This is a genomic window from Acinetobacter portensis, from assembly GCF_009372215.1.
Classification (GTDB): Bacteria; Pseudomonadota; Gammaproteobacteria; order Pseudomonadales; family Moraxellaceae; genus Acinetobacter; species Acinetobacter portensis.
In genome coordinates, this window is the sequence record NZ_LWRV01000079.1 from 1 (window position 1) to 23,455 (window position 23,455).

At 40.2% G+C, this 23,455-nt stretch carries 36 protein-coding genes and 1 pseudogene; 5 read left to right on the top strand and 32 right to left on the bottom strand.

Translation table 11 applies throughout. The features are described from left to right. Window positions 1-179: 179 nt before the first annotated feature. The 31 genes and pseudogenes from A6M14_RS08860 to A6M14_RS09010 form a co-directional block, all read right to left on the bottom strand. Window positions 180-440 carry an FAD assembly factor SdhE gene (locus A6M14_RS08860; protein ID WP_152874597.1) on the bottom strand — a complete coding sequence of 87 codons (261 nt, stop codon included), beginning with the start codon at window positions 438-440 and terminating at the stop codon, window positions 180-182. A 108-nt stretch (window positions 441-548) separates the two neighbouring features. Beyond that, window positions 549-1,997 (bottom strand): flavin-containing monooxygenase, encoded by a 1,449-nt coding sequence (locus A6M14_RS08865; RefSeq protein ID WP_152874621.1) that lies wholly within the window; start codon window positions 1,995-1,997, stop codon window positions 549-551. A gap of 152 nt (window positions 1,998-2,149) precedes the next feature. After that, a complete protein-coding gene (rplQ, locus tag A6M14_RS08870) occupies window positions 2,150-2,515 on the bottom strand; it encodes a 50S ribosomal protein L17 (RefSeq protein WP_034587447.1) in 366 nt (121 codons plus the stop codon). Between the two features lie 18 nt (window positions 2,516-2,533). Further along, window positions 2,534-3,541, bottom strand: coding sequence for a DNA-directed RNA polymerase subunit alpha (locus A6M14_RS08875; protein ID WP_152874598.1), 1,008 nt, complete (start codon window positions 3,539-3,541; stop codon window positions 2,534-2,536). A gap of 16 nt (window positions 3,542-3,557) precedes the next feature. Continuing rightward, on the bottom strand, window positions 3,558-4,184 hold the full coding sequence (rpsD, locus tag A6M14_RS08880) for a 30S ribosomal protein S4 (protein ID WP_152874599.1): 627 nt from the start codon (window positions 4,182-4,184) through the stop codon (window positions 3,558-3,560). Between the two features lie 12 nt (window positions 4,185-4,196). After that, window positions 4,197-4,583 (bottom strand): 30S ribosomal protein S11, encoded by a 387-nt coding sequence (rpsK, locus tag A6M14_RS08885; protein ID WP_004281491.1) that lies wholly within the window; start codon window positions 4,581-4,583, stop codon window positions 4,197-4,199. A gap of 19 nt (window positions 4,584-4,602) precedes the next feature. After that, window positions 4,603-4,959: a 30S ribosomal protein S13 gene (gene rpsM, locus A6M14_RS08890; protein WP_152874600.1), complete on the bottom strand. Its 357-nt coding sequence runs from the start codon at window positions 4,957-4,959 to the stop codon at window positions 4,603-4,605. Between the two features lie 108 nt (window positions 4,960-5,067). Further along, window positions 5,068-5,184, bottom strand: a complete 117-nt coding sequence (gene rpmJ / locus A6M14_RS08895; protein WP_000867907.1) for a 50S ribosomal protein L36 — start codon at window positions 5,182-5,184, stop codon at window positions 5,068-5,070. Between the two features lie 20 nt (window positions 5,185-5,204). Continuing rightward, on the bottom strand, window positions 5,205-6,524 hold the full coding sequence (gene secY, locus A6M14_RS08900; RefSeq protein ID WP_171500268.1) for a preprotein translocase subunit SecY: 1,320 nt from the start codon (window positions 6,522-6,524) through the stop codon (window positions 5,205-5,207). Between the two features lie 45 nt (window positions 6,525-6,569). Beyond that, a complete protein-coding gene (gene rplO / locus A6M14_RS08905) occupies window positions 6,570-7,010 on the bottom strand; it encodes a 50S ribosomal protein L15 (RefSeq protein WP_152874601.1) in 441 nt (146 codons plus the stop codon). Window positions 7,011-7,013: 3 nt separating this feature from the next. Next, window positions 7,014-7,190 carry a 50S ribosomal protein L30 gene (gene rpmD, locus A6M14_RS08910; protein WP_152874602.1) on the bottom strand — a complete coding sequence of 59 codons (177 nt, stop codon included), beginning with the start codon at window positions 7,188-7,190 and terminating at the stop codon, window positions 7,014-7,016. 6 nt (window positions 7,191-7,196) lie between these two features. After that, window positions 7,197-7,694, bottom strand: a complete 498-nt coding sequence (rpsE, locus tag A6M14_RS08915; RefSeq protein ID WP_067762902.1) for a 30S ribosomal protein S5 — start codon at window positions 7,692-7,694, stop codon at window positions 7,197-7,199. Window positions 7,695-7,696: 2 nt separating this feature from the next. Next, on the bottom strand, window positions 7,697-8,047 hold the full coding sequence (rplR, locus tag A6M14_RS08920) for a 50S ribosomal protein L18 (protein ID WP_152874603.1): 351 nt from the start codon (window positions 8,045-8,047) through the stop codon (window positions 7,697-7,699). A gap of 14 nt (window positions 8,048-8,061) precedes the next feature. Next, window positions 8,062-8,595, bottom strand: coding sequence for a 50S ribosomal protein L6 (gene rplF / locus A6M14_RS08925; RefSeq protein WP_152874604.1), 534 nt, complete (start codon window positions 8,593-8,595; stop codon window positions 8,062-8,064). Between the two features lie 13 nt (window positions 8,596-8,608). After that, complete coding sequence (gene rpsH / locus A6M14_RS08930) at window positions 8,609-9,004, bottom strand: 30S ribosomal protein S8 (protein ID WP_152874605.1); 396 nt, start codon at window positions 9,002-9,004, stop codon at window positions 8,609-8,611. Window positions 9,005-9,016: 12 nt separating this feature from the next. Beyond that, window positions 9,017-9,322, bottom strand: coding sequence for a 30S ribosomal protein S14 (rpsN, locus tag A6M14_RS08935; RefSeq protein WP_067762906.1), 306 nt, complete (start codon window positions 9,320-9,322; stop codon window positions 9,017-9,019). 9 nt (window positions 9,323-9,331) lie between these two features. Further along, on the bottom strand, window positions 9,332-9,868 hold the full coding sequence (gene rplE, locus A6M14_RS08940) for a 50S ribosomal protein L5 (RefSeq protein ID WP_152874606.1): 537 nt from the start codon (window positions 9,866-9,868) through the stop codon (window positions 9,332-9,334). Between the two features lie 16 nt (window positions 9,869-9,884). Then, window positions 9,885-10,202 (bottom strand): 50S ribosomal protein L24, encoded by a 318-nt coding sequence (gene rplX, locus A6M14_RS08945; protein ID WP_152874607.1) that lies wholly within the window; start codon window positions 10,200-10,202, stop codon window positions 9,885-9,887. Window positions 10,203-10,211: 9 nt separating this feature from the next. Further along, window positions 10,212-10,580 (bottom strand): 50S ribosomal protein L14, encoded by a 369-nt coding sequence (gene rplN / locus A6M14_RS08950; RefSeq protein WP_067762909.1) that lies wholly within the window; start codon window positions 10,578-10,580, stop codon window positions 10,212-10,214. 92 nt (window positions 10,581-10,672) lie between these two features. Beyond that, entirely contained in the window at window positions 10,673-10,930 is a 258-nt protein-coding gene (gene rpsQ / locus A6M14_RS08955; protein ID WP_152874608.1) for a 30S ribosomal protein S17, read from the bottom strand. Then, on the bottom strand, window positions 10,927-11,124 hold the full coding sequence (gene rpmC / locus A6M14_RS08960; RefSeq protein ID WP_152874609.1) for a 50S ribosomal protein L29: 198 nt from the start codon (window positions 11,122-11,124) through the stop codon (window positions 10,927-10,929). The genes rpsQ and rpmC overlap by 4 nt, the downstream gene beginning before the upstream one ends. After that, entirely contained in the window at window positions 11,124-11,537 is a 414-nt protein-coding gene (rplP, locus tag A6M14_RS08965) for a 50S ribosomal protein L16 (RefSeq protein WP_067669331.1), read from the bottom strand. Before rplP ends, rpmC begins: the two co-directional genes overlap by 1 nt. After that, window positions 11,477-12,293 (bottom strand): annotated as a pseudogene (gene rpsC / locus A6M14_RS08970) (30S ribosomal protein S3). Before rpsC ends, rplP begins: the two are co-directional and overlap by 61 nt. Before the next feature lies 1 nt (window position 12,294). After that, on the bottom strand, window positions 12,295-12,624 hold the full coding sequence (rplV, locus tag A6M14_RS08975) for a 50S ribosomal protein L22 (RefSeq protein ID WP_152874611.1): 330 nt from the start codon (window positions 12,622-12,624) through the stop codon (window positions 12,295-12,297). Between the two features lie 9 nt (window positions 12,625-12,633). Beyond that, window positions 12,634-12,909 carry a 30S ribosomal protein S19 gene (gene rpsS, locus A6M14_RS08980; protein ID WP_004281508.1) on the bottom strand — a complete coding sequence of 92 codons (276 nt, stop codon included), beginning with the start codon at window positions 12,907-12,909 and terminating at the stop codon, window positions 12,634-12,636. A 19-nt stretch (window positions 12,910-12,928) separates the two neighbouring features. Continuing rightward, a complete protein-coding gene (gene rplB, locus A6M14_RS08985; RefSeq protein ID WP_152874612.1) occupies window positions 12,929-13,753 on the bottom strand; it encodes a 50S ribosomal protein L2 in 825 nt (274 codons plus the stop codon). An 11-nt stretch (window positions 13,754-13,764) separates the two neighbouring features. After that, window positions 13,765-14,085, bottom strand: coding sequence for a 50S ribosomal protein L23 (gene rplW / locus A6M14_RS08990; protein WP_086179953.1), 321 nt, complete (start codon window positions 14,083-14,085; stop codon window positions 13,765-13,767). Beyond that, a complete protein-coding gene (rplD, locus tag A6M14_RS08995; RefSeq protein WP_188110883.1) occupies window positions 14,082-14,684 on the bottom strand; it encodes a 50S ribosomal protein L4 in 603 nt (200 codons plus the stop codon). Before rplD ends, rplW begins: the two co-directional genes overlap by 4 nt. 11 nt (window positions 14,685-14,695) lie before the next feature. Further along, the gene (rplC, locus tag A6M14_RS09000; RefSeq protein WP_152874614.1) at window positions 14,696-15,334 is read right to left on the bottom strand and encodes a 50S ribosomal protein L3; all 639 of its coding nucleotides are present in this window, start codon (window positions 15,332-15,334) and stop codon (window positions 14,696-14,698) included. Window positions 15,335-15,394: 60 nt separating this feature from the next. Further along, the gene (rpsJ, locus tag A6M14_RS09005) at window positions 15,395-15,706 is read right to left on the bottom strand and encodes a 30S ribosomal protein S10 (RefSeq protein WP_000070912.1); all 312 of its coding nucleotides are present in this window, start codon (window positions 15,704-15,706) and stop codon (window positions 15,395-15,397) included. A gap of 246 nt (window positions 15,707-15,952) precedes the next feature. Next, a complete protein-coding gene (locus tag A6M14_RS09010; RefSeq protein ID WP_152874615.1) occupies window positions 15,953-16,711 on the bottom strand; it encodes a type 1 glutamine amidotransferase in 759 nt (252 codons plus the stop codon). Between the two features lie 160 nt (window positions 16,712-16,871). Here A6M14_RS09010 and A6M14_RS09015 point away from each other — a divergent pair, with 160 nt between their 5' ends. The 5 genes from A6M14_RS09015 (at window position 16,872) to yihA (ending at window position 22,109) form a co-directional block, all read left to right on the top strand. Beyond that, window positions 16,872-18,065: a PLP-dependent transferase gene (locus tag A6M14_RS09015; protein WP_188110884.1), complete on the top strand. Its 1,194-nt coding sequence runs from the start codon at window positions 16,872-16,874 to the stop codon at window positions 18,063-18,065. Window positions 18,066-18,088: 23 nt separating this feature from the next. Further along, the gene (locus A6M14_RS09020; protein ID WP_152874616.1) at window positions 18,089-19,672 is read left to right on the top strand and encodes a helicase HerA-like domain-containing protein; all 1,584 of its coding nucleotides are present in this window, start codon (window positions 18,089-18,091) and stop codon (window positions 19,670-19,672) included. A gap of 145 nt (window positions 19,673-19,817) precedes the next feature. Continuing rightward, window positions 19,818-20,576, top strand: coding sequence for a globin domain-containing protein (locus A6M14_RS09025; RefSeq protein WP_152874617.1), 759 nt, complete (start codon window positions 19,818-19,820; stop codon window positions 20,574-20,576). Between the two features lie 99 nt (window positions 20,577-20,675). Next, a complete protein-coding gene (locus A6M14_RS09030) occupies window positions 20,676-21,119 on the top strand; it encodes an RrF2 family transcriptional regulator (protein ID WP_152874618.1) in 444 nt (147 codons plus the stop codon). Between the two features lie 102 nt (window positions 21,120-21,221). Beyond that, entirely contained in the window at window positions 21,222-22,109 is an 888-nt protein-coding gene (yihA, locus tag A6M14_RS09035) for a ribosome biogenesis GTP-binding protein YihA/YsxC (RefSeq protein WP_152874619.1), read from the top strand. Between the two features lie 73 nt (window positions 22,110-22,182). Here the strand turns inward: yihA and A6M14_RS09040 are convergent, their stop codons facing one another. After that, window positions 22,183-23,418 (bottom strand): dicarboxylate/amino acid:cation symporter, encoded by a 1,236-nt coding sequence (locus tag A6M14_RS09040; RefSeq protein WP_152874620.1) that lies wholly within the window; start codon window positions 23,416-23,418, stop codon window positions 22,183-22,185. Window positions 23,419-23,455: the final 37 nt, after the last annotated feature.

Consider the following 23,455-nt stretch of genomic DNA (forward strand, 5'->3'; position numbering starts at 1 on the left):
TTTATGAAGGAAGTCTAATGTGTGCTTTTTTATGAAAGAATAGAAATGAGATGATTAATAAAATAATCGAAAAGATAAAAAATACAATATTTAATAATGGATATAGTATGAAAATAATTAAGAGAATAATCACTAATTGAAACACAATCGAGATTCGACTGTGTTTCAAATGAAATTCTTTATGCACCATGCACGTAAAACTTCAACTTCTTAATGAAGTCTTTAAGCTCAGGACGTGGAGGCTCAGAAACTTCCATAAACCAATCTAAAAGATCTGGATCTTCTTGCTCAACCAATTCAAAGAACATCTGTTTTTCTTCAGCATCAGCTTTCAAATAATAGTTTTTAACATAAGGATCAAAATAGACATCAATTTCTTTCAAGCCACGACGTGCACGGTAAATTACCTTACGTTCTTCTAAACTAATTTCTTCAGTCATCGTTTTATCCAAAAATAAATCTATTTCAGTAATCTCTAGTGTAACCTAGCCCTTAAAAAGTTTCGATGCATTTGTATGAAAAGCCAGTGCGATGAATACATTTAAAAATTAATGAAACTTCAAAATATCATCTTTAAATTTTGCAGCTTTTAAGGCTTTTCGATCTGCCAAATAATTATTCGTCACCTGCCAAATTTTACTTTTACCCTGCTTAGGCAAAACATCCATTGCTCTTGAAATATAGCCTGATGACAAACTACCCATCACGGTATCATCTAACATTTCATTTATATCGCCTTGGGCCACTACCCCTTTATAATTATTTTGATCCATATAATTTAACAGGCGACAAATATACTCAGACGCAATATCAACTTTTAAAGTCCAAGATGCATTCACATAACCAATCATCATTGCCATATTTGGCACATCACTGACCATCACACCACGATACAACATTGTTTTAGAGGTATCTAAAGCTACACCATCGATTGTGGTTTTTATGCCGCCCAATATTTGAATTTCCAAACCTGTCGCAGAAACAATAATATCGGCTTCTATCGTTTTACCTGACTTAAGTAAAATACCTGAGGTTGTAAATTTTTCGATAAGATCTGTTTCTATACTTGCCTGCCCATCACGTAAAACTTGAAACAAATCACCATCAGGTACAACACATAAACGTTGCTCCCATGGATTATATGTAGGAGTGAAGTGCTTAATATCCACCTTGCCCTGCAACTGTTTTTTTATAGAGCTCAATAAATATTTTCTCAACAATTGAGGCTGTTTCTGTGCCAACACATATACAAGGCGCTGCATACCAACATTACGTGCACGTGTAAGTTGATATGCCATTTTCAACGGCAATATATTTTGTATTTTTTTGTAAAATTTATCTACAGATGGAACAGATGCAATATATGTTGGTGATCGTTGTAATAAAGTCACATTCTTCGCACCACCTTTCACTAAAGCAGGAACTAAAGTAATTGCTGTTGCGCCACTACCAATAATAGTAATTTTCTTATTTTTATAATCTAAATTTTCAGGCCAATGCTGCGGGTGAATTAATTCCCCTTTAAATACCTCTTGCTGAGGAAATATCGGCTGAAAGCCTTGATTATAATTATAGTAGCCAGTGCATCCACAGACAAAATTTGCTACCCAAACTTCCATTTGATGTTGAGCATTTTCAATTTCAACGACCCATTTCTTCTTTGAAGAATTGAAGTTCAGAGATAAAATACGATGATTAAAATAAATATGCTTTTCTAATTGCTGTTCAGTCACGACTTCAGATAAATAAGATTTTATAGAAGTACCATCAGCCAATACACTCGCCTTTGTCCAAGGCTTAAAGTTAAAACCAAAGGTCGACATATCCGAATCAGATCGAATGCCCGGATATTTAAATAAGTCCCAAGTACCACCAATATTTTGGCGTTGCTCAACTATTTTAAAACTGCGTTTTGGACATTCTTTTGATAAGTGTGATGCTAAGCCAATACCAGAAATACCAGCACCAATAATTAAAATATCTATTTCTTTTTGCATGATCAGTTTGACTTGAGCTATATCCTCCATATTAGAACACATAGATCAACATGAATACGTTTGTGTTTAATCCATTATATTATTTCAAACATAAAAAAAAGCCGGTTAAAAACCGGCTTTTTCTAAGAACAACTGAAGCTATTCTTACGAAATTATTTAACTTCGCGATCTACAAGCTCAACATAAGCCATTGGCGCAGCATCACCTGCACGGAAGCCTGCTTTAAGCACACGTAGATAACCGCCGTTACGTTCTTTGTAACGAGGGCCAAGAACGGTAAATAATTTACCAACAGTTGCTGCTGAACGAGTACGAGCAAACGCTAAACGACGGTTTGCTACTGTATCGACTTTAGCTAAAGTGATTAAAGGCTCAGCTACACGACGTAATTCTTTCGCTTTAGGAACAGTAGTTTTAATTAACTCATGTTCGAACAAAGAATTAGCCATGTTTTGGAACATCGCTTTACGATGACTGCTTGTACGGCCTAATTTCACACCACTATTACGATGACGCATGGTGATAGTCCTACTTAATTAACGGCTACGATAGGCAAAGCGATCGTCCATACGGAGGCTAGCCGGAGGCCAGTTCTCTAAACGCATGCCGAGTTGCAAGCCTTTTGAAGCCAGAACATCTTTAATCTCAGTCAACGATTTTTTACCTAAGTTAGGAGTTTTTAACAACTCAACTTCAGTACGTTGAACAAGATCACCGATGTAGTAAATATTTTCTGCTTTCAAACAGTTAGCAGAACGAACAGTAAGCTCTAGATCATCTACTGGACGAAGCAAGATTGGGTCAACTTCTTCACGAGGCTCTTGAGCAACTGGTGCTTGATCTTTCTGAAGATCAACAAAAATTGCAATTTGTTGTTGCAAAATTGTTGCCGCTTTACGGATTGCTTCTTCTGGATCAACAGTACCATTTGTTTCAAGATCAATGATCAGCTTATCAAGGTCAGTACGTTGTTCTACACGCGCATTTTCTACGGTGTAAGACACACGTTTAATTGGGCTATAAGAAGCGTCTAATTGTAAACGACCCACTGGGCGAGTTTCGCCTTCAGGGAAGCGTGAATCAGAAGTTTCATAACCACGACCTTGAGAAACTTTCAGGCGCATTTTTAATGAGCCTGAAGCACTTAAAGTACCAATCAAATGTTCAGGGTTAACCACTTCAACATTATGAGGTAAACGAAGATCAGCGGCTGTTACATCGCCAGGACCTTGTTTTTCTAATGTTAAATATGCTTCGTTTTGATCGAACAGCTTAATCGACAATCCTTTTAGGTTCAGCAAGAGCTCGACGATGTCCTGCTGCAAGCCTTCCAAAGTACTGTACTCGTGCTCAACACCCTCAATTTCAACTTCAACCACAGCAGCGCCAGGTAAAGAAGAAAGAAGGATGCGACGTAAAGCATTACCAAGAGTATGACCAAAGCCACGCTCTAAGGGTTCTAGAATAACTTTTGCCGAGGTCCCGCTAACCGCTTCGACCTTGATCGCTTGCGGAGTTAGAAACTCATTTGCAGTACGCGTCATATTGCTACCTCAAGGATTATTTAGAATACAATTCTACAATCAAGCTTTCGTTGATTTCAGCAGGTAAATCAGAACGATCTGGTGCAGCTTTAAACGTACCTTCCAACTTAGAATGATCAATTTCCATCCAAGCAGGAATACCACGTTGAGCAGCTAACTCAATTGCGTTTTTAATACGTAATTGTTGTTTAGCACCTTCGTGAACTGCAATCACATCGCCCGCTTTAACTTGGATTGACGCGATGTTAACGCGACGACCATTTAAAGTGATTGAACGGTGAGATACTAGCTGACGAGCTTCTGCGCGTGTAGAACCAAAACCCATGCGATAAACAACGTTATCTAGGCGGCTTTCAAGCAATTTCAACAAGTTTTCACCTGTTGCGCCTTTAACACGAGCAGCTTCTTTATAGTAGTTACTAAATTGACGCTCTAAAACACCGTACATACGACGTACTTTTTGTTTTTCACGTAATTGTAGTGAATACTCTGATTGTTTACCGCCACGAGCTCCGCCATGTTGGCCTGGAGCTTTAGCGTGTTTTTTAGTCTTAACATCAAACGGTTTAACGCCTGATTTAAGTTGCAGGTCTGTCCCTTCGCGGCGAGAGAGTTTGCATTTTGGACCAATATAACGAGCCATGAATGTTTCTCCTTACACGCGACGTTTTTTAGGTGGACGACAACCGTTGTGCGGGATTGGCGTCACATCGGTAATGCTGTTAATTTTATAACCCACTGCACCTAAAGCACGAACCGCAGACTCACGACCAGGACCAGGACCTTTTACAAGGACGTCCAAGTTTTTCAAACCGTAATCTAAAGCAGCTTTACCAGCAACTTCAGCAGCTACCTGAGCAGCAAACGGAGTTGATTTACGTGATCCACGGAAGCCTTGTCCACCAGAGGTAGCCCAAGCCAGTGCATTACCTTGACGATCGGTAATAGTCACAATGGTGTTATTAAAAGAAGCGTGAATGTGTGCGACACCTTCAGAGACGGTACGAGTGACCTTCTTGCGTGCGCGAGTATCTTTAGCCATCTTTTAGCTTCCAGAAATCTTATTTCTTAATAGGTTTGCGCGGACCTTTACGGGTACGAGCGTTAGTTTTAGTGCGTTGTCCACGGACAGGCAAGCTGCGACGATGACGAAGACCGCGGTAGCAGCCTAAATCCATTAAACGTTTAATGTTCATGGAAATTTCGCGACGTAAATCACCTTCGGTCGGAACCTTAGCAACTTCTGCACGAATCGCATCAAGCTGAGCATCATCTAATTCACGAATCTTTGTCGTTGGAGCGATAGCTACAGCAGCTAAGATATTCTTAGCAGTATGGCGACCAATACCAAAGATATACGTTAGAGAGATAACAGCATGCTTGTTATCCGGAATGTTTACACCGGCAATACGAGCCATTCAATTTTCTCCAAAAAGGCAATTGAGATAATCAACCGCCCCACAAAAATCTTGAGGGGCGGATAATAACCTAATTAGCCTACTGAAATCAACAGGTCTTAATTTAGATTAACCTTGACGCTGTTTATGACGAGGTTCAGCGCTACAAATTACGCGAATAACCCCATTACGACGGATAACTTTACAGCTACCACAAATTTTCTTTACAGAAGCTTGTACTTTCATGATGAAACCTCTAAGTGCGCTTATCCCTTAGGATGAGCAGTCGTTTTTCTCATTAGTGATTGATTATCATATTGGTGCGATGTGAGATGTGCTTGAAGCTGAGCCATAAAGTCCATCACAACAACCACAACGATCAGCAAAGATGTACCGCCTAAGCTAAATGGAATACCAAAAGAGCTTTGCAGAATCATCGGCATTAAACAGATCACTGTAATGTAAATCGCGCCAATAAATGTCAAACGATTGAGAATATGATCTAAGTAACGAGCAGTTTGCTCACCTGGACGTATACCAGGCACATAAGCTCCGCTGCGTTTCAAGTTTTCTGAAACTTCTTTAGGGCTAAATACTAGCGCAGTATAGAAATAACAGAAAAAGATAATTAACGCACCAAAGAGCACCAAATACAACGGCTGTCCAGGCGAAAGCACGAGTGCTAAATCTTGCAGACCACGTTTAATAAATCCTGCATTTGGATCAGTACTTCCCACCCATTGCCCTAAGCTCGCAGGGAACAAAAGCAATGAACTTGCAAAAATTGCAGGAATAACACCAGCCATATTAATTTTTAATGGCAAATGTGTCTGTTGTGCAGTAAACACACGACGACCTTGTTGTTTTTGAGCATAATTTACTGGGATACGACGCTGCGCCTTCTCAATAAATACAATTGCCGCCAAAACACCTAAAGATAGTAAGCCAAATACAACCAAACCAATCAGGCTTGACTGACCACTATCAACCGATGTTAATGATTGCAGAACTAAATTCGGCAATCCTGCAACAATACCAGCGAAGATGATCATGGAAATACCATTACCCACACCACGCTCGGTGATTTGCTCGCCTAACCACATGAGAAACATTGTACCAGCAACCAAAGAAGTTACTGCAGGAATGTAGAATGCAAGACCATCTGTCAAAGTAATACCCTGACTAATTAATCCAGCACACATACCCGTTGCTTGCACAAGTGCAAGAAACAAAGTTCCTTGTCGCGTATATTGATTTATTTTACGCTTACCTTGCTCGCCTTCTTTTTTCAAAGCTTCGAGCGAAGGCACTACCGTAGACATTAACTGCACAATAATAGATGCAGAAATATACGGCATGATACCTAAAGCAAGAATCGACATCCGCTCTAATGCACCACCCGAAAACATGTTAAACAAACCAAGGATAGTACCTTGATTTGCATTAAAAAGGTTTTCGAGGGCAGCATTATTAATGCCCGGAACTGGAATATGCGCTCCTAGTCGAAAAACCAACAAAGCACCAATGAGGAACATCATTCGGCGAATAATTTCACGATATTTCACATGAAACGGTTGACCTTTCATCATGTTTACATGACCTGAAGAACTAGGAGTCATAGACACTGGGGATTACTCCTCGACTTTACCGCCAGCAGCTTCAAGAGCAGCTTTAGCGCCTTTAGTCAACACAATACCTTTAACAGTGAAGGCACGAGTAATTTCACCAGAAAGTACGATACGAGCACGAATCATGTCTTTACGAACAATATTCGCAGCTTTTAAAGTTTCAAGTGAAATAATATCACCTTCAACTTTAGAAAGCTCAGATAAACGTACTTCAGCAGTTTTCAAAGCGATTTGGCTAGTGAAACCGAATTTAGGTAAACGACGATACAACGCAGTTTGACCACCTTCAAATCCAGCACGTACACCACCACCAGAGCGTGAAGTTTGACCTTTCACACCACGGCCACCGGTTTTACCAACGCCAGAACCAATACCACGACCTTTACGTAAATTGTCGCGTTTTGCACCTTCTGCAGGTGCAAGTTCATTTAAACGCAGAGTCATGGCTTACTCCTCTACACTAACCATATAGTAGACTTGGTTGATCATACCACGGTTAGAAGGCGTATCTTGCACTTCTACAGTATGACCAATACGACGCAGACCTAAACCTTGCAGGCTAAGCTTGTGATTTTTCAAGCGATGAGCTGCAGATTTAGTCTGGGTAACTTTAATCGTTTTCATGATTGATTACCCTTGAATTTGTGCTACTGACAAACCACGTTTCGCAGCGACTTTCTCAGGAGAAGTCATATCACGCAAACCATTAAAAGTTGCGTTTACTACGTTAGCAGCATTGGTAGAGCCATAACATTTAGTCAATACGTTACGTACGCCAACAGCTTCTAAAACTGCACGCATAGCGCCACCAGCAATTACACCAGTACCTTCAGAAGCAGGTTGCATGTAAACGCGGCTTGCACCGTGACGAGCATTGATAGGGTGCTGAACAGTACCATCAACAAGATCAACAGTAATCATGTTACGACGTGCAGCTTCAAGCGCTTTAGAAATAGCAGCTGGAACTTCACGTGCTTTACCACGACCAAAACCTACGCGACCATTACCATCACCCACAACAGTTAATGCTGTGAAAGAGAAGATACGACCACCCTTAACAACTTTGGCTACACGATCAACGGCAACCAGCTTTTCAACAAGACCTTCGTTTTGTTCAACTTTAGCCATGATTAGAACTCCAAACCGTTTTCACGAGCAGCATCAGCCAAGGCTTTGATACGACCATGATATTTGAAACCAGAACGGTCAAATGCAACTTTAGTTACACCAGCAGCTTTCGCACGCTCAGCAATTAAAGCACCAACTTGTTGGGCTGCATTAACGTTACCAGTTGTACCCGCACGTAGAGTAGCATCTAAAGTTGAAGCTTGCGCTAAAACTTTGCCACCATCTGCTGAGATAACTTGAGCATAGATGTGACGCGGAGTGCGGTTTACACACAAACGAGTCGCACCCAATGCACGTATGTGCAAGCGTGTGCTTTTCGCACGACGCAAACGGGATTGTTTCTTTTCGTTCATAAGAACCTCGCGCCTTATTTCTTCTTAGCTTCTTTACGAAGTACAACTTCGTCAGAATAACGAACACCCTTACCTTTATAAGGCTCAGGAGGACGGTAACCACGGATTTCAGCAGCTACTTGACCTAAAGCTGCTTTATCAGCAGATTTAAGAACAATTTCAGTAGCAGTTGGAGTTTCTGCAGTTACACCTTCAGGAAGGTTGTAATCGATCGGGTGTGAGAAACCAAGGTTAAGGTTAATAATATTACCTTTAACCGCAGCTTTATAACCAACACCGATAAGTTGCAACTTACGTTCGAAACCTTCGCTAACACCTTTTACAAGGTTGTTAAGAACAGCGCGAGCAGTACCAGCTTGCATCCAAGAATCTTTAGATTCTTTAACTGGAGCAATATGAAGCTGACCTTCTTCCTGTTTTAACTCGACCAGCGCATGCAGGTTGAAAGACAAAGTACCTTTTGTGCCTTTCACTTCGACCTGCCGGCCGTTCTGAGTAACTGTTACACCGTTAGGTACAGTTACTGGGGCTTTAGCCACACGAGACATGAGGAATCACCTATTAAGAAACAAAAGCAACAACTTCACCACCGATACCCGCAGCACGTGCAGCGCGATCAGTCATGATGCCTTTGCTTGTAGAAACAATTGCAATACCTAAACCTTGCTTAACGCTTGGAAGTGCATCTTTACCGCGATACTGACGTAAACCTGGACGGCTTACGCGTTTCACAGTTTCGATAACTGGTTTGCCTTCAAAGTATTTTAAAGTAATAGTCAAAGTAGGCTTGCCTTCATTATCAGCAACTTCTACGTTTGAAATATAACCTTCTTGTTGAAGTACGTTTGCAATTGCAACTTTCAACTTAGAATTCGGCATAGAAACAGTTTGTTTCTTAGCCATTTGTGCGTTACGAACACGTGTTAGCATGTCGGCAACGGTATCTTGCATACTCATTTATAGTGCTCCTTACCAGCTTGCCTTAACAACGCCCGGTACATCACCCTGCATTACAGTTTCACGTAATTTGTTACGGCTTAAGCCGAACTTACGGAAGTAACCATGAGGACGACCAGTTAAACCACAACGGTTACGTAGACGTACTGGAGACGCATTACGAGGTAATGCTTGAAATTTCATCATCGCTTCGAAACGTTCTTCGTCTGATGCATTTACGTTTGCGATAATTGCTTTTAATTCAGCACGTTTCGCAGCGTATTTAGCAACAGTAGCTTCGCGTTTCAATTCGCGATTAATCATACCTTTCTTAGCCATATCGACCTCTTATTTGAACGGGAAGCCGAATGCACGCATAAGCGCACGGCCTTCGTCATCAGTGCGAGCAGTCGTAGTGATGGTAATATCCATACCACGAATACGGTCAATCTTATCAAAATCGATTTCAGGGAACATAATTTGTTCCTTAAGACCCATTGAATAGTTACCACGACCATCAAATGATTTCGCAGAGAAACCACGGAAGTCACGGATACGAGGGATCGCGATAGAGATCAGACGGTCTAAGAATTCGTACATACGTTCGCCGCGTAAAGTAACTTTACAACCAATCGGCCAACCATCACGGATTTTAAAACCAGCAATTGATTTGCGAGCTAATGTAAGAACTGGTTTTTGACCAGCAATAGCTTGCATATCAGAAAGAGCGCCATCTAACAATTTCTTGTCAGCTGAAGCAGCACCAACACCCATGTTAATGGTGATTTTAGTAATGCGTGGAATATCCATCACATTCTTAAGAGCCAAAGTTTCTTGTAACTGAGTCTTAAGTTCGTCGTTATAACGTGTTTTAAGTCTGGCCATCGCCTATTTCAACCTATTACTTCGCTGCCGCCACTGATTCACCAGTTGACTTGAAGATACGAGTTTTCGTGCCTTCTACAACTTGGTAACCAACACGGTCAGCCTTTTGGGTTGCAGCATTAAAAATTGCCACGTTTGAGATATGAAGCGTAGCTTCTTGTGTAACTACAGCGCCTTCAGCACCTGTTGCACGGTTCGGCTTTTGATGCTTCTTAACCAAGTTCAAGCCTTCAACTAGAACGCGGTCATTTGAAACAGACAGAACAGAACCCTGTTTGCCTTTTTCTTTACCTGCGATCACAATTACTTGATCGCCTTTTTTAATCTTAGCCATGATCGCCTCTTATAGTACTTCAGGAGCCAATGAAATAATTTTCATGAACTGTTCTGTACGAAGTTCACGAGTCACTGGTCCGAAAATACGAGTTGCAATCGGCGCTTTGTTCGTATTCAAGATAACAGCAGCATTATCATCAAAACGGATTACAGAACCGTCTGGACGACGGATGCCGAACTTTGTACGAACAACTACAGCATTCATCACGTCGCCTTTTTTAACACGACCACGTGGAATAGCTTCTTTTACAGTAACTTTAATAATGTCGCCAACGGAAGCATAACGACGATGTGAACCACCTAGTACTTTAATACATTGTACGCGGCGAGCACCACTGTTGTCTGCTACGTCTAGCATACTTTCGGTTTGAATCATTGCCCTACTCCAAAACCGAGCATCACCGGTCACATTTTCGAAAGGCTCAAAGAGTACTCGAAATCAACCGATGATGCAACAAGAACGTCTAATTACTCAGCAGCTGCTTCAATCACTTCAACTAAAGTCCAAGACTTAGTTTTAGAAACTGGGCGGCTTTCTTTAATGGTTACAACATCGCCAGTTTTAGCTGTGTTGTTCTCATCATGAGCGTGTAATTTTGTTGAACGGCGGATTGATTTGCCATACAACGGATGTTGAACGCGGCGTTCGATAAGAACAACAATAGATTTCTCCATTTTGTCACTTACTACTTTACCTGTTAACGTGCGAACTGTTTGCTCACTCATTGTGCGTTCCCCTGTTTTTCGGTAAGGAGGGTCTTAATACGAGCAATAGTCTTACGAGTAAGCGCTACTTCATGCGATTTACCCAACTGACCAGTTGCTTTAGCCATACGAAGACGGAATTGATTTAACTGTTGCTCATCAAGCAAAGTTGTCAATTCTTCTACCGACTTTTCACGTAGATCTTTAGTTTTCATTACATTACCGTCCGAGTCACGATAGTGGTTTTAAACGGAAGTTTAGCAGCCGCAAGCGTAAACGCTTCACGAGCCAATTCTTCGTTAACACCATCAATTTCGTACAAGACTTTACCTGGTTTGATTTGGCAAACCCAGTATTCCACAGAACCTTTACCTTTACCCATACGAACTTCTAATGGTTTTTCAGTAATTGGCTTGTCTGGGAAAACACGGATAAAGATCTTACCACCACGTTTAATACGACGGCTGATTGTACGACGCGCTGCTTCAATTTGACGCGCAGTCATTTGACCACGTTCAATTGATTTAAGTGCAATTGTACCAAAAGATACAGTGCTACCGCGATGTGCTAAACCAGTGTTACGGCCTTTTTGCACTTTGCGGAATTTAGTACGTTTAGGTTGCAACATGGATTATTCTCCTTTTTCAGCAGAACGATCATTGCGACGACCACGACGCTCTTGACCTTCACCACGACCGCGACCGCGTTTAGCTGGACGTTCTTCAGCAGGAGCAGGGTTCATGACTTGTTTCATGCCACCTAAAATCTCACCACGGAATACCCAAACTTTAACACCGATCGTACCGTAAGTAGTCTCAGCACGAACTGATGAGTAATCAATGTCAGCACGTAGAGTATGCAAAGGTACACGACCTTCACGATACCATTCTGTACGAGCAATCTCAGCACCGCCTAAACGACCTGAAACTTCAACTTTGATACCTTTAGCACCAGCACGCATAGAGTTTTGCACCGCACGCTTCATAGCACGACGGAACATAACACGCTTTTCTAATTGTGAAGCAATACCTTCAGCAACTAGACGAGCATCTAAATCCGGACGGTCGATTTCGTTGATGCTTACTTGCGCAGGAACACCCATAATAGATGTTAATTCGCGTTGTAATTTCTCAATGTCTTCGCCTTTTTTACCGATAACGATACCAGGACGTGCAGTGCTAATAGTAATTTTAGCAGCGCCCGTAGGACGTTCGATAAGAATATTGCTGATCATTGCATTCTTAAGTTTTTTATTCAAAAACTCACGAACTTGCAAATCTTTAAGCAAGTATTCAGCGTATTGTTTCGGACTCGCATACCAATTAGCGTTATGACGTTTCACAACACCTAGGCGGATACCGATTGGATGAACCTTCTGACCCATATCAAACCCCTACCTTAACGGTAATGTGACAAGTACGCTTAGTAATACGATCTGCACGGCCTTTAGCACGTGGCAAAATACGTTTAAGGCTAGTGCCTTCATCAACGTAAATCGTAGAAACTTTAAGGTCGTCTACATCTAAACTGTTATTGTGTTCAGCATTCGCAATTGCAGATTCTAATGCTTTTTTAACTATCACTGCAGCTTTTTTATTGCTGAAGTTCAAGATATTAAGCGCGTGAGCAATAGATTTGCCACGGATTAAATCTGCAACCAAACGTGCTTTTTGTGCCGAGATAGCGGCACCGCGTAATTTAGCAGTAACTTCCATCATAGCACCTTAACGTTTAGACTTCTTGTCAACACCGTGACCACGATAGGTACGAGTTGGCGCGAATTCACCGAGTTTATGACCAACCATATGTTCAGATACAATTACCGGAACATGGTTACGACCATTATGAACAGAAATTGTTAAACCAACAAAATCCGGGAGGATCATCGAACGACGCGACCAAGTTTTGATCGGCTTACGGTTATTAGCCGCGATAGCCGCTTCAACCTTAGCGAACAAGTGCGCATCGACGAATGGGCCTTTTTTCAGAGAACGAGGCATTGTCAGATTCCTTTACTTGTTACTTAACGCGACGGTCGCGAATGATCATCTTAGTCGTACGCTTATTGGTACGTGTTTTGTACCCTTTAGCTTTTTGACCCCATGGGCTTACAGGTTGAATACCTTTATTACGCCCTTCACCACCACCATGTGGATGGTCAACTGGGTTCATCGCCATACCACGAACGGTAGGACGAACACCACGCCAGCGTGATGCACCAGCTTTACCTAGTGAACGTAAGTTGCTTTCTTGGTTAGAAACTTCACCAAGAACTGCACGACATTCAACGTGTACTTTACGCATTTCGCCTGAACGTAAACGAATGATTGCGTAAGAACCGTCACGACCCAACAATTGAGCAGATGTACCAGCAGAACGTACTAATTGTGCGCCTTTACCGATTTTAAGCTCGATGTTGTGAAGAGTAGAACCAATTGGCATGTTGCGAAGTGGCAAGCAGTTACCTGGACGAATTGGAGCATCGTTACCAGACTGTACTTGATCACCAGCGCGAAGGCCTTTAGGTGCAATAATATAACGACGCTCACCGTCAGCATACAATACAAGTGCAATGTGTGCAGTACGGTTAGGATCGTATTCAATACGTTCAACTACAGCAGGAATGCCATCTTTGTTACGCTTAAAGTCAACAAGACGGTAGTGCTGTTTATGACCGCCACCAACGTGACGAGTCGTAATGTGACCGTTATTGTTACGACCACCAGTACGTTTTTTAGCTTCAACCAACGGTGAGTAAGGAGCACCTTTATGTAGATGGTCGTGAACAACCTTCTCTACAAAGCGGCGTCCTGGTGACGTTGGCTTACATTTTTGAATAGGCATAATTCTCGTCCTTATTCCGCTGCGCTTTCAGCGGTATCGCCCAAGTCAGCCATTTCAACATCTTGGCCAGCTTTCAGGGTGACGTATGCTTTTTTAACATCAGAACGACGTCCTAATGTTTTACCAAAGCGTTTAGTCTTACCTTTAGTGATAGTCGTGTTAACTTTAACAACTTCCACACCAAACAATTGTTCTACTGCTTTTTTGATTTCAAGTTTGTTAGCGCTTAAAGCAACTTTAAAAACTTGAACACCAGCAGTTTCACCTAAAACTTGTGCTTTTTCTGAAAATACAGGTCCTTGTAGGACTTGATATAAACGTTCGTTGTTCATCCTAGTTCTACCTCAATTTTCTTAGCAGCAGCAACAGACATAACAACTTTATCGAACGCAATCAAGCTAACAGGATCAATTGCAGCAGCATCAACCACATCTACATGTGGAATATTGCGAGCAGCAAGATACAAGTTTTCATCAACAGCATCAGTAACGATTAATGCACGAGTAGCATTCAAGTCGTTAAGTTTTGCAAGCAATTCTTTAGTTTTTGGAGCTGCAACAGCAAACTCTTCAACTAAGATTAAGCGATCTTGACGAACAAGTTCAGCCAGGATGCATTGCATAGCACCGCGGTACATTTTACGGTTAACTTTTTGAGACCAATCTTGTGGACGAGCAGCAAAAGTTTTACCACCACCAACCCAGATTGGGCTACGGATAGAACCAGCACGTGCACGGCCAGTACCTTTTTGACGGAAAGGTTTTTTACCACCGCCAGATACATCGCCACGTGATTTCTGAGCTTTCGAACCTTGACGACCACCAGCTAAATAAGCTGTAACAACTTGGTGTACAAGTGCTTCGTTAAAGTCACGACCGAAAGCAACTTCAGATAATTCAACAGCAGAGCCGGAAACAGTATTTAAATTCACAATATTTCCCCTCAGGCCTTGATCGTAGGACGAACGATAACGTCGCCACCAGTAGCACCAGGAACCGCGCCTTTAACAACTAGAACTGAACGTTCTGTGTCGATAGAAACGATTTCAAGACCCTGAGTAGTTACGCGATCCGCACCTAAGTGACCAGGCATTTTTTTGCCTTTGAATACGCGACCAGGAGTCTGGTTTTGACCTGTAGAACCTACAGCACGGTGAGAAAGTGAGTTACCGTGAGTTGCGTCTTGCGTACGGAAGTTCCAACGCTTAACACCACCTTGGAAACCTTTACCTTTAGATTGACCAGTTACGTCAACAATTTGACCCACTGTGAACAATTCAACGGTAAGAGAAGTACCAACTTCACGACCTTCAAGATCAGCTTCTGTAGCGCGGAATTCTTGAACTAGACGACCAGCAGCAACACCAGCTTTCGCAAAGTGACCTTTCTGAGCGTTAGTTACGCGAGATTCGCGACGTTCACCAGTAGTGATTTGAATCGCTTGATAACCATCAGTTTCAAGCGTTTTGATTTGAGTGATGCGGTTAGGATCAACCTCAATCACTGTTACAGGCACAGAAACACCAGCATCTGTAAAGATACGTGTCATACCGCACTTGCGACCGACTAAACCAATAGCCATGTGCATAAACCTCTAAAAAAGCGGCCTAATTAACTTAAAACGTTAATTAACCCGAAAGCCTTAACCCAATGCGATCTGAACATCAACACCAGCTGCAAGATCTAATTTCATCAACGCATCTACAGTTTTATCTGTAGGTTGAACGATATCGATCAAACGTTTGTAAGTGCGGATCTCGTATTGGTCACGCGCATCTTTGTTAACGTGTGGTGATGTTAAAACGTTAAAACGTTCGATACGTGTAGGCATCGGAATTGGACCACAAACTTGTGCGCCAGTACGTTTTGCTGTTTCTACGATCTCTTGAGCAGATTGATCAATTAAACGATGATCAAAAGACTTAAGACGGATACGAATTCTCTGGTTAGACATACCAGTTAACTCCAAGCCAAAATATATAAAGAATCACCCTTGACGCATCTCACCCCACAAAAGTAAGGCAAGTGTCAAAGGCAGTGAAAATCACTAAGGTCATGATCGATGCCATGACTGTCACGATGTTAGCTAATTATTTATAGCTAACCCCTTTCATTAAAGGGTCGCTCATTATAACGATTGTTTATTGCATAAGCAAATCTATTTTATCCTTTATAGAGATAATCTAAATTATCTTTCCGATTATTTTGTAACCGATTTTAATTCACTCAGCTTTGCTTTTATCAAATAATCTATTGCATCTTTTAGTATTTGATTTCCCTCAATAAAGCTTGTTTTTGGTGTTTTTTCAAGCACCCATCTCTCTTGAACATACTTTCCTGAAAAATTGGACAACTCATCATCATTCTCTAAAAATAATGTTAAAGCACTGGGCGTAATTTCTGGATGAAACTGAAATCCGAGTATGTTTTTTCCAATTTGATACATTTGGTTTCGGCAAATATGATTCTGTGCAAGATGTATTGCACCTTTTGGAATTTCAAATGTTTCGCTATGCCACTGCATTACATTAAATGAGTCTGGTAATTTAAAGCAATCTTTAGGCACATCCTCTATTTTTTTCACCACCCCCCAACCTAGTTCTTGCTGTGGATTACGGCTTACAGCTGCTCCTAATGCATTTGCAATTAACTGCCCTCCTAAACACAAACCTAAAGCCGGCTTACCTGATGATAGGTATCGTCTCAACCATCTTTTTTCTACTTTTAGCCATGGAAAATTCGCCTCATCATTCACACTCATTGTACCCCCCATAATAATAAGCAAATCAACTTCTTCTACCGTGGGCAAGGCTTCAATATCCAATGAACGATCTAAAGGCAAAGCAAAGAATTCTGTTGCTGTTATTTGTGCATCGAGTTGTTTTAAATATTCATAACAACTTCCGAATCCTTCGCCAGCAATATGCTGAAAATAATGTACTTTTAAATGCGACTTCATGCGCGTTAACCTAATTGTTATAGCTCTGGTTTGAGTTTTGCAAAAATGAAGCCAACTTTTATTTATTTGTCGATTTTTAACAGAATTACGTAATTCATTAGCATAAAGCGATATTTTTCTCTTAAGCTAGGTTCATTAAATACATTCCAAGAGATTTATTGTGAAAAAGAACCAACAAACACAACTGATTCACGCACCAAGAAAAGCCCCTCAACTTATAAATACAATTCAACCTCCCCTATATCGTGCATCTACAATTATTTTTGATAATACAGATGCTTTGTTTAATCGCCATTGGACAGATGATTACGACTATAGTTATGGCACTCATGGAACACCTACAACATTTACGCTTGGCGATAATATTGCCCAAATAGAAGGCGGAAAATATTCACTACTTGCACCAAGTGGGTTATCTGCCATTAACCTAGTGAACTCATGTTTTTTATCTCAAGGTGATGAAGTTTGGGTTGCAGATAATATTTATGGTCCAAACATGGAACATTTACAAAACTTATCGTCTCGTTATGGTATTTCAGTCAAAGTTTATAACCCAATAGATGCTTCATCTTTTCAACCAACAGAAAAAGCCAAACTTTTATGGTTAGAAGCAGCAGGTTCTGTGACTTTAGAATTCCCAGACTTAGTTAATCTTGCGAAAAAAGCACAACAACACAATATTCTTACCGCTTTAGACAATACTTGGGGCGCAGGTTTAGCCTTTAATGCCTTCGACTTTAGCGATGAACATTTAAGTGTCGATGTTACTGTTCATGCACTCACAAAATATCCTAGTGGTGGCGGTGATATTTTAATGGGCTCAATCGTTACACGTAATCAAAAGTTACATCATCAACTCTTCCGTATGCATGCAATTCACGGTATTAGTATTTCAGGTGATGATGTTGCTCAAATTCAACGTAGTTTATCTTCAATGCAACTCCGTTATGAGCATCAATCTAAAAGTGCTATAAAACTTTTAGATTGGCTAAAACAGCAAAAAGAATTTATACAAGTTTTACATCCTCATGATGAAGCTTCTGCAGGACATCAATACTGGAAAGATGTATGTAAAGAAGGTCATAGCGCAGGCTTAGTCAGCGTTATTTTAGATCCTAAATATACTTTGGAAGATGTGCGAAAATTCTGTGATGCACTCACTTTATTTAAATTAGGATTCAGTTGGGGTGGTCCAATTAGCCTTGTAATGCTATATAACTTGAATGAGATGCGAACTTTAGAACATACTCATTTAAAAGAAGGTTTACTGGTTCGTTTCTGCATAGGGCTAGAACATCCTGAAGATTTAATACAAGATATAGAAAACGCAATTAAAACCTTAAATAAGTCATAAATTACAATGAAATAGGAATAAATATGGGTACACCAATTGTTGTTGCGAAAAAGACATCTGACACAACGCAAGATGTTGTTTTACATTCTCAATTTGCCAATCGACATGGCTTAATTACAGGTGCGACAGGGACAGGTAAAACTGTAACATTAAAAGTACTTGCAGAAAGCTTTTCCCGTCTTGGTGTACCCGTATTTCTAGCCGATGCAAAAGGCGATGTTTCAAGCCTAGCTAAAGCGGGTGAAAGCAATGCAAAATTTGACGAACGCTTAAAAACATTAAATATTGAATCGATAGATTTTGCTGCATATCCCGTAGTTTTTTGGGATTTATTTGGTGTACAAGGTCATCCTATTCGTACCACAGTTTCTGAAATTGGACCTTTACTTCTTGCACGTATGTTGAATTTAAACGACACGCAAGAAGGTGTGCTTTCCGCTGTATTTAGAATTGCAGATGATCAAGGTTTATTGCTTTTAGACTTTAAAGATTTAAAAGCCATGATTAGCCATGTCAGTGAAAATGCAGCAAGTTATCAAGCTGAATACGGCAATTTATCTCCTGCAAGTTTAGGTGCAATTCAGCGCAATTTACTTGCTCTTGCAGATCAAGGTGGAGATAAGTTTTTTGGTGAACCTAGTTTAAATATTATGGATTTCATCCAAACCGATAGCCAAGGTCGAGGCAACATTAATTTATTGGCTACTGATAAATTAATGAACACACCAAAGCTTTATGCAACATTCTTACTTTGGATGCTTTCAGAACTTTTCGAACAGCTTCCTGAAGTTGGCGATATGGATAAACCAAAACTTGTTTTCTTCTTCGATGAAGCACATTTACTTTTTGACAATGCAAGCCAAGCACTACAAGAAAAAATTGAACAAGTGGTTCGCCTTATTCGCTCTAAAGGTGTGGGTATTTATTTCGTTACACAAAATCCTCTCGATTTACCTGAAAGTGTTTTAGGTCAATTAGGTAACCGCATTCAACATGCTTTACGTGCATTCACGCCTAAAGATCAAAAAGCAGTTAAAACCGCTGCCGATACATTCCGTGCGAATCCTGAATTTAAAGTAGATCAAGCTATTACCGAACTTGGTGTAGGTGAAGCATTGGTTAGCTGTTTAGATGAAAAAGGGATTCCACAAATGGTGGAACGTGCATGGATTATGCCTCCCCACTCTTCTTTCAGCCCAATCAGTACAGATGAGCGTAATGCTTTAATCAGTCAAAGTGTTGTTGCAGGCATTTATGAAAAAGAGATCGATCGTGAAAGCGCATTTGAACTTTTACAAAATAAAGTTGCTGAAACCCAACAACAAGCTGCTCAAGCGGAACAAGAAAAAATAGCTGCAAAAGAAAGAGAAGCTTTAGAAAAACAGCAAATGAAAGAAGCCGAAGCTTTTGCGAAACAACAAGCCAAGGAGCAAGAACGCATCGCCAAAGAACAGCAAAAAGAGGCTGAACGTGCCGCAAAGCAACGTGAAAAAATCATTCAAGATACTGTTGGAACTTTTGCAAAAAGTGCTGCGCGTAGCTTAGGCGGATCTACAGGGCAAAAAATTGTACGTGGATTGCTTGGTTCCTTATTCGGAAAGAAATAATTTTTACATTTAACTAAGTTAATATTTTTATGGGATATTTTACATATCTCATATTTTTTTTATGGTTATTTCATTCAGATGTATTGTAAATATATTTTATAAGATGTATTTTAAATATATCTTATAACTCACTAGAAGCTGAACTATGAACCCGCAATATATTGAACTCGTTAAATCTACTGTTCCTGTACTTCGTGAGAATGGTGTTGCACTTACAAGCTATTTCTACAACCGCATGTTGAACAATAATCCTGAACTTAAAAATACATTTAACCTCGATCATCAAAGTACAGGTCGTCAGCCACGCGCTCTTGCCGCTGCTGTTTTGGCTTATGCTGAGAATATTGAAAATCCAAGCGTATTGGCTAAAGCAATTGAGCACATTTCAACGAAACACGTCAGCTTAGACATTCGACCAGATCAATATTCAATTGTGGGTGAAAACTTACTTCATTCAATTAGTGAAGTTTTAGATGTACCAATGGATTCAGACTTAATTGCGGCATGGAAAGAAGCTTATCTACAATTGGCTGATATTTTAATTAATGCAGAAAAACAGAAGTTCGAAAACCTTGCTGCAAAACAAGGTGGTTGGAGCGGATGGCGTTCATTTAACATTAGTGCAATTGAAACAAATGAAAACGGTAAGACATTTACAATTAAAGCAACTGATGGCAAAGATGTTGTAAATGCTGAAGCAGGACAATATATTTCAGTTAAAGTTAAAGTTCCAAATCATGAACTTCAACAACCTCAACAATTTAAATTCGCAGATGCTCAAGCAAATAACGAATTTACATTTAGTGTTAAAGCAGAAGAAAATCGTACAGAATTCTCTGTAACGAATATCTTGGTAGAGAACTATAAAGTAGGCGATACAGTACAAGTTACCGCTCCTCTATAAGCATTATTGCTTTGTTCTAAATAGATGATTCTGTGCTGAAAGTTCCTTTAGGGGAACTTTCACGCTAAACTAGAAAGCTCCCATCATTTATGTGACTACATGCAACTCAACAAATTTACCGATTATGCACTGCGTATTTTAATGTATATCGCTCAACCGAGAGATATGCCGTATACCATTGCCGAAATTGCGGAAGATTTGCATGTCTCTAAAAATCATTTGGTGAAAATTGTTCATTTTATGGGACAACATGATTGGATTATTACCACACGTGGCAAAGGCGGTGGAATTCGATTAAATCCAAAAGCATTAAACTCACAACTTGGTGAAATTGTTAGAATTTTACAAGGCGATCATCAAATTGTTGAATGTAACACCCCACCCTGTGTTTTACGCAGTAAATGTGGATTAAAAGGCATTTTAGATCAATCACTTGAACAGTTTTACGTCAGCTTAAATCAATACACACTCAATGATGTTCTGAATACATCACCTCAAGCGAAATATTCAACTTTATCTGCCATTCCCCTCATTCATTTATAAAGTACTTTGTAAATTTACTTCGCTTTAAAATCTGCAAAGGTCGCTTGAATGTTCGACTTCCTTTATAATAGTCGTTTGTAGATTATTGATTGAAGTTAAGCTATGCACCACAGCAGAGGAAAGTCTAAAAACAGTAAGATAGCAAATGCGCCTAAGCAAAAAATCAGCTATGTGAAAAAAGTTGATTCTGCCATTACTGAGTACTCTGTTCGCTCATTAAATTGGTTACGAAAAGCTGAATTCTTAATGAGTGCGCCTAAGCTTAATCTTTGTGTTGAAGATACAGGTTATGAAGTTGCATTTGCAGGTCGTTCAAATGCAGGTAAATCGAGCGCGATTAATGCACTAACCAATCAAAAGCAATTGGCTCGTGCATCTAAAAAGCCTGGTCGTACACAAATGATCAACTTTTTTAGCTTAGGCAACCCAGACCAACGCTTGGTCGATTTACCAGGTTATGGTTATGCTGCCGTACCTGAAGCCATGAAAATTGTTTGGCAAAAAGAATTAGAAAACTATCTTATTCATCGTGAAAGCCTACAAGGCTTAGTGTTGCTTATGGATATTCGACACCCATTACAACATTTCGATGTAATGATGTTGGAATGGGCGTATTCACGACAATTATTTGTTCATGTACTTTTAACCAAGTCCGACAAACTAAACCGTGGTCCTGCTTCTAAAGCATTACAAGAAGTTAAGGCAGAATTGAAAAAGATGAAATTGAATTTCTCAATTCAACTTTTCTCTTCAATGAACAAAGAAGGTTTAGAAGAGCTTGCAAGTGTAATGGCAGGTCGTTTGAACTTTACGCTTGAACAATCAAATAATTTTGATTTAGATAGCATTCCAGAAGCTTCTGAAAATGATTTTGAAGAAGGTGAATTCGAATTTGAAGAAGGCAGTTTTGACAACATCGAATTTGAAGACAACCTTGATGTTGAAAATGACGCATCTGTTGAAGCCATTGATGTAAAAAAAGAAGATTAATCTTCTTTTCATACAGATAAAAAAGGTCGGAATATCCGACCTTTTTTATTGCTCAGTTTCTAAAATAGACAAACTAAACCGTATTTTCTTCTTTGGTATAACGATCAACAACCACGCTAATCATCATATCCCCTTGTACATTAACCACGGTACGAACCGTATCTAACAAACGATCAATCGGTAATAAAATTGCGATGGCTTCGGCAGGCAAACCAACCGATTGCAAAACCATAATCATCGTTACCATGCCTGCGCTTGGAATACCTGGCGCACCCAAAGATGCAATCATTGCGGTTGCACATACAATCAGTTGCTGACCAATGGTTAAATCTAAACCCATTAAGTTTGCAATAAATAAAGCAGCAGCAGCTTCATAAAGTGCTGTCCCATCCATATTTAATTGCGTACCTAATGGAATAACAAAACCTGCTGTTTGCGGACGAACACCTAAATTTTCCTGCGCACACTTCATAGAAAGTGGCATGGTTGCAGAACTTGAGCTTGTTGCAAATGCAGTAATTAATGCCGCACGTGTCCCTTTAAAAAAGGTCAATGGATTCATTTTGCCAAAAATCCACAACAACAATGGCAACACCACCACCCCGTGGAAAATTGTTGTACCTGTGACCACGGCGGCAAATTCAGCTAAACGACTTAATACAGACACATCTTCGGTGGCAATAAGCTTTGCAAGTAATGCCAAGATCCCCAATGGTGCAAGCTTCATCACCCAGCCAATCATCAACATCATAATGTCAAAAAACTGGTGACTGAGCTTACGAACCGTTCTGAAATTTTCACCACCTTTCACTAAAGCCACGCCTACAAATAAGGCAAAAACAACCACAGCTAAAACATTGCCTTCTGCAAATGCTTTAAATGGATTAATTAAAGTATTTTGAATGAAATTGGTGAAGAAAGATGACGGTGTTAATGTGTCGGGCGTGTTATGTGCGCTCATTGCATCTTGGAACATAACAATATCGACACCTTTGCCGACATTAAATAAATGCGCACATGCTAAGCCCAAAATAAGCGCCAATGTTGTTGTGGTGACACAACACATTAAAGTAATTTTCCACGTTCTACTTAACTGACCTGACGCCTCTAAATTTGAAACCCCAACCACAATTGAGCTGAAGATTAAGGGAATCAACAGCATTTTAAGTAAACCAATAAAAATACTACTGACAATACTTAAGCCATAAATACTTGCATCAAAAAATTGTGTATTTGGAAAGAGGTTTAGAACGAAACCAAAAATCACACCCAATATGGCTGTAATTAGAATTTGTGAATTTAAACTCATCCTAGAATGCTTTTTTTAATTAACCTGAGTTCGATAT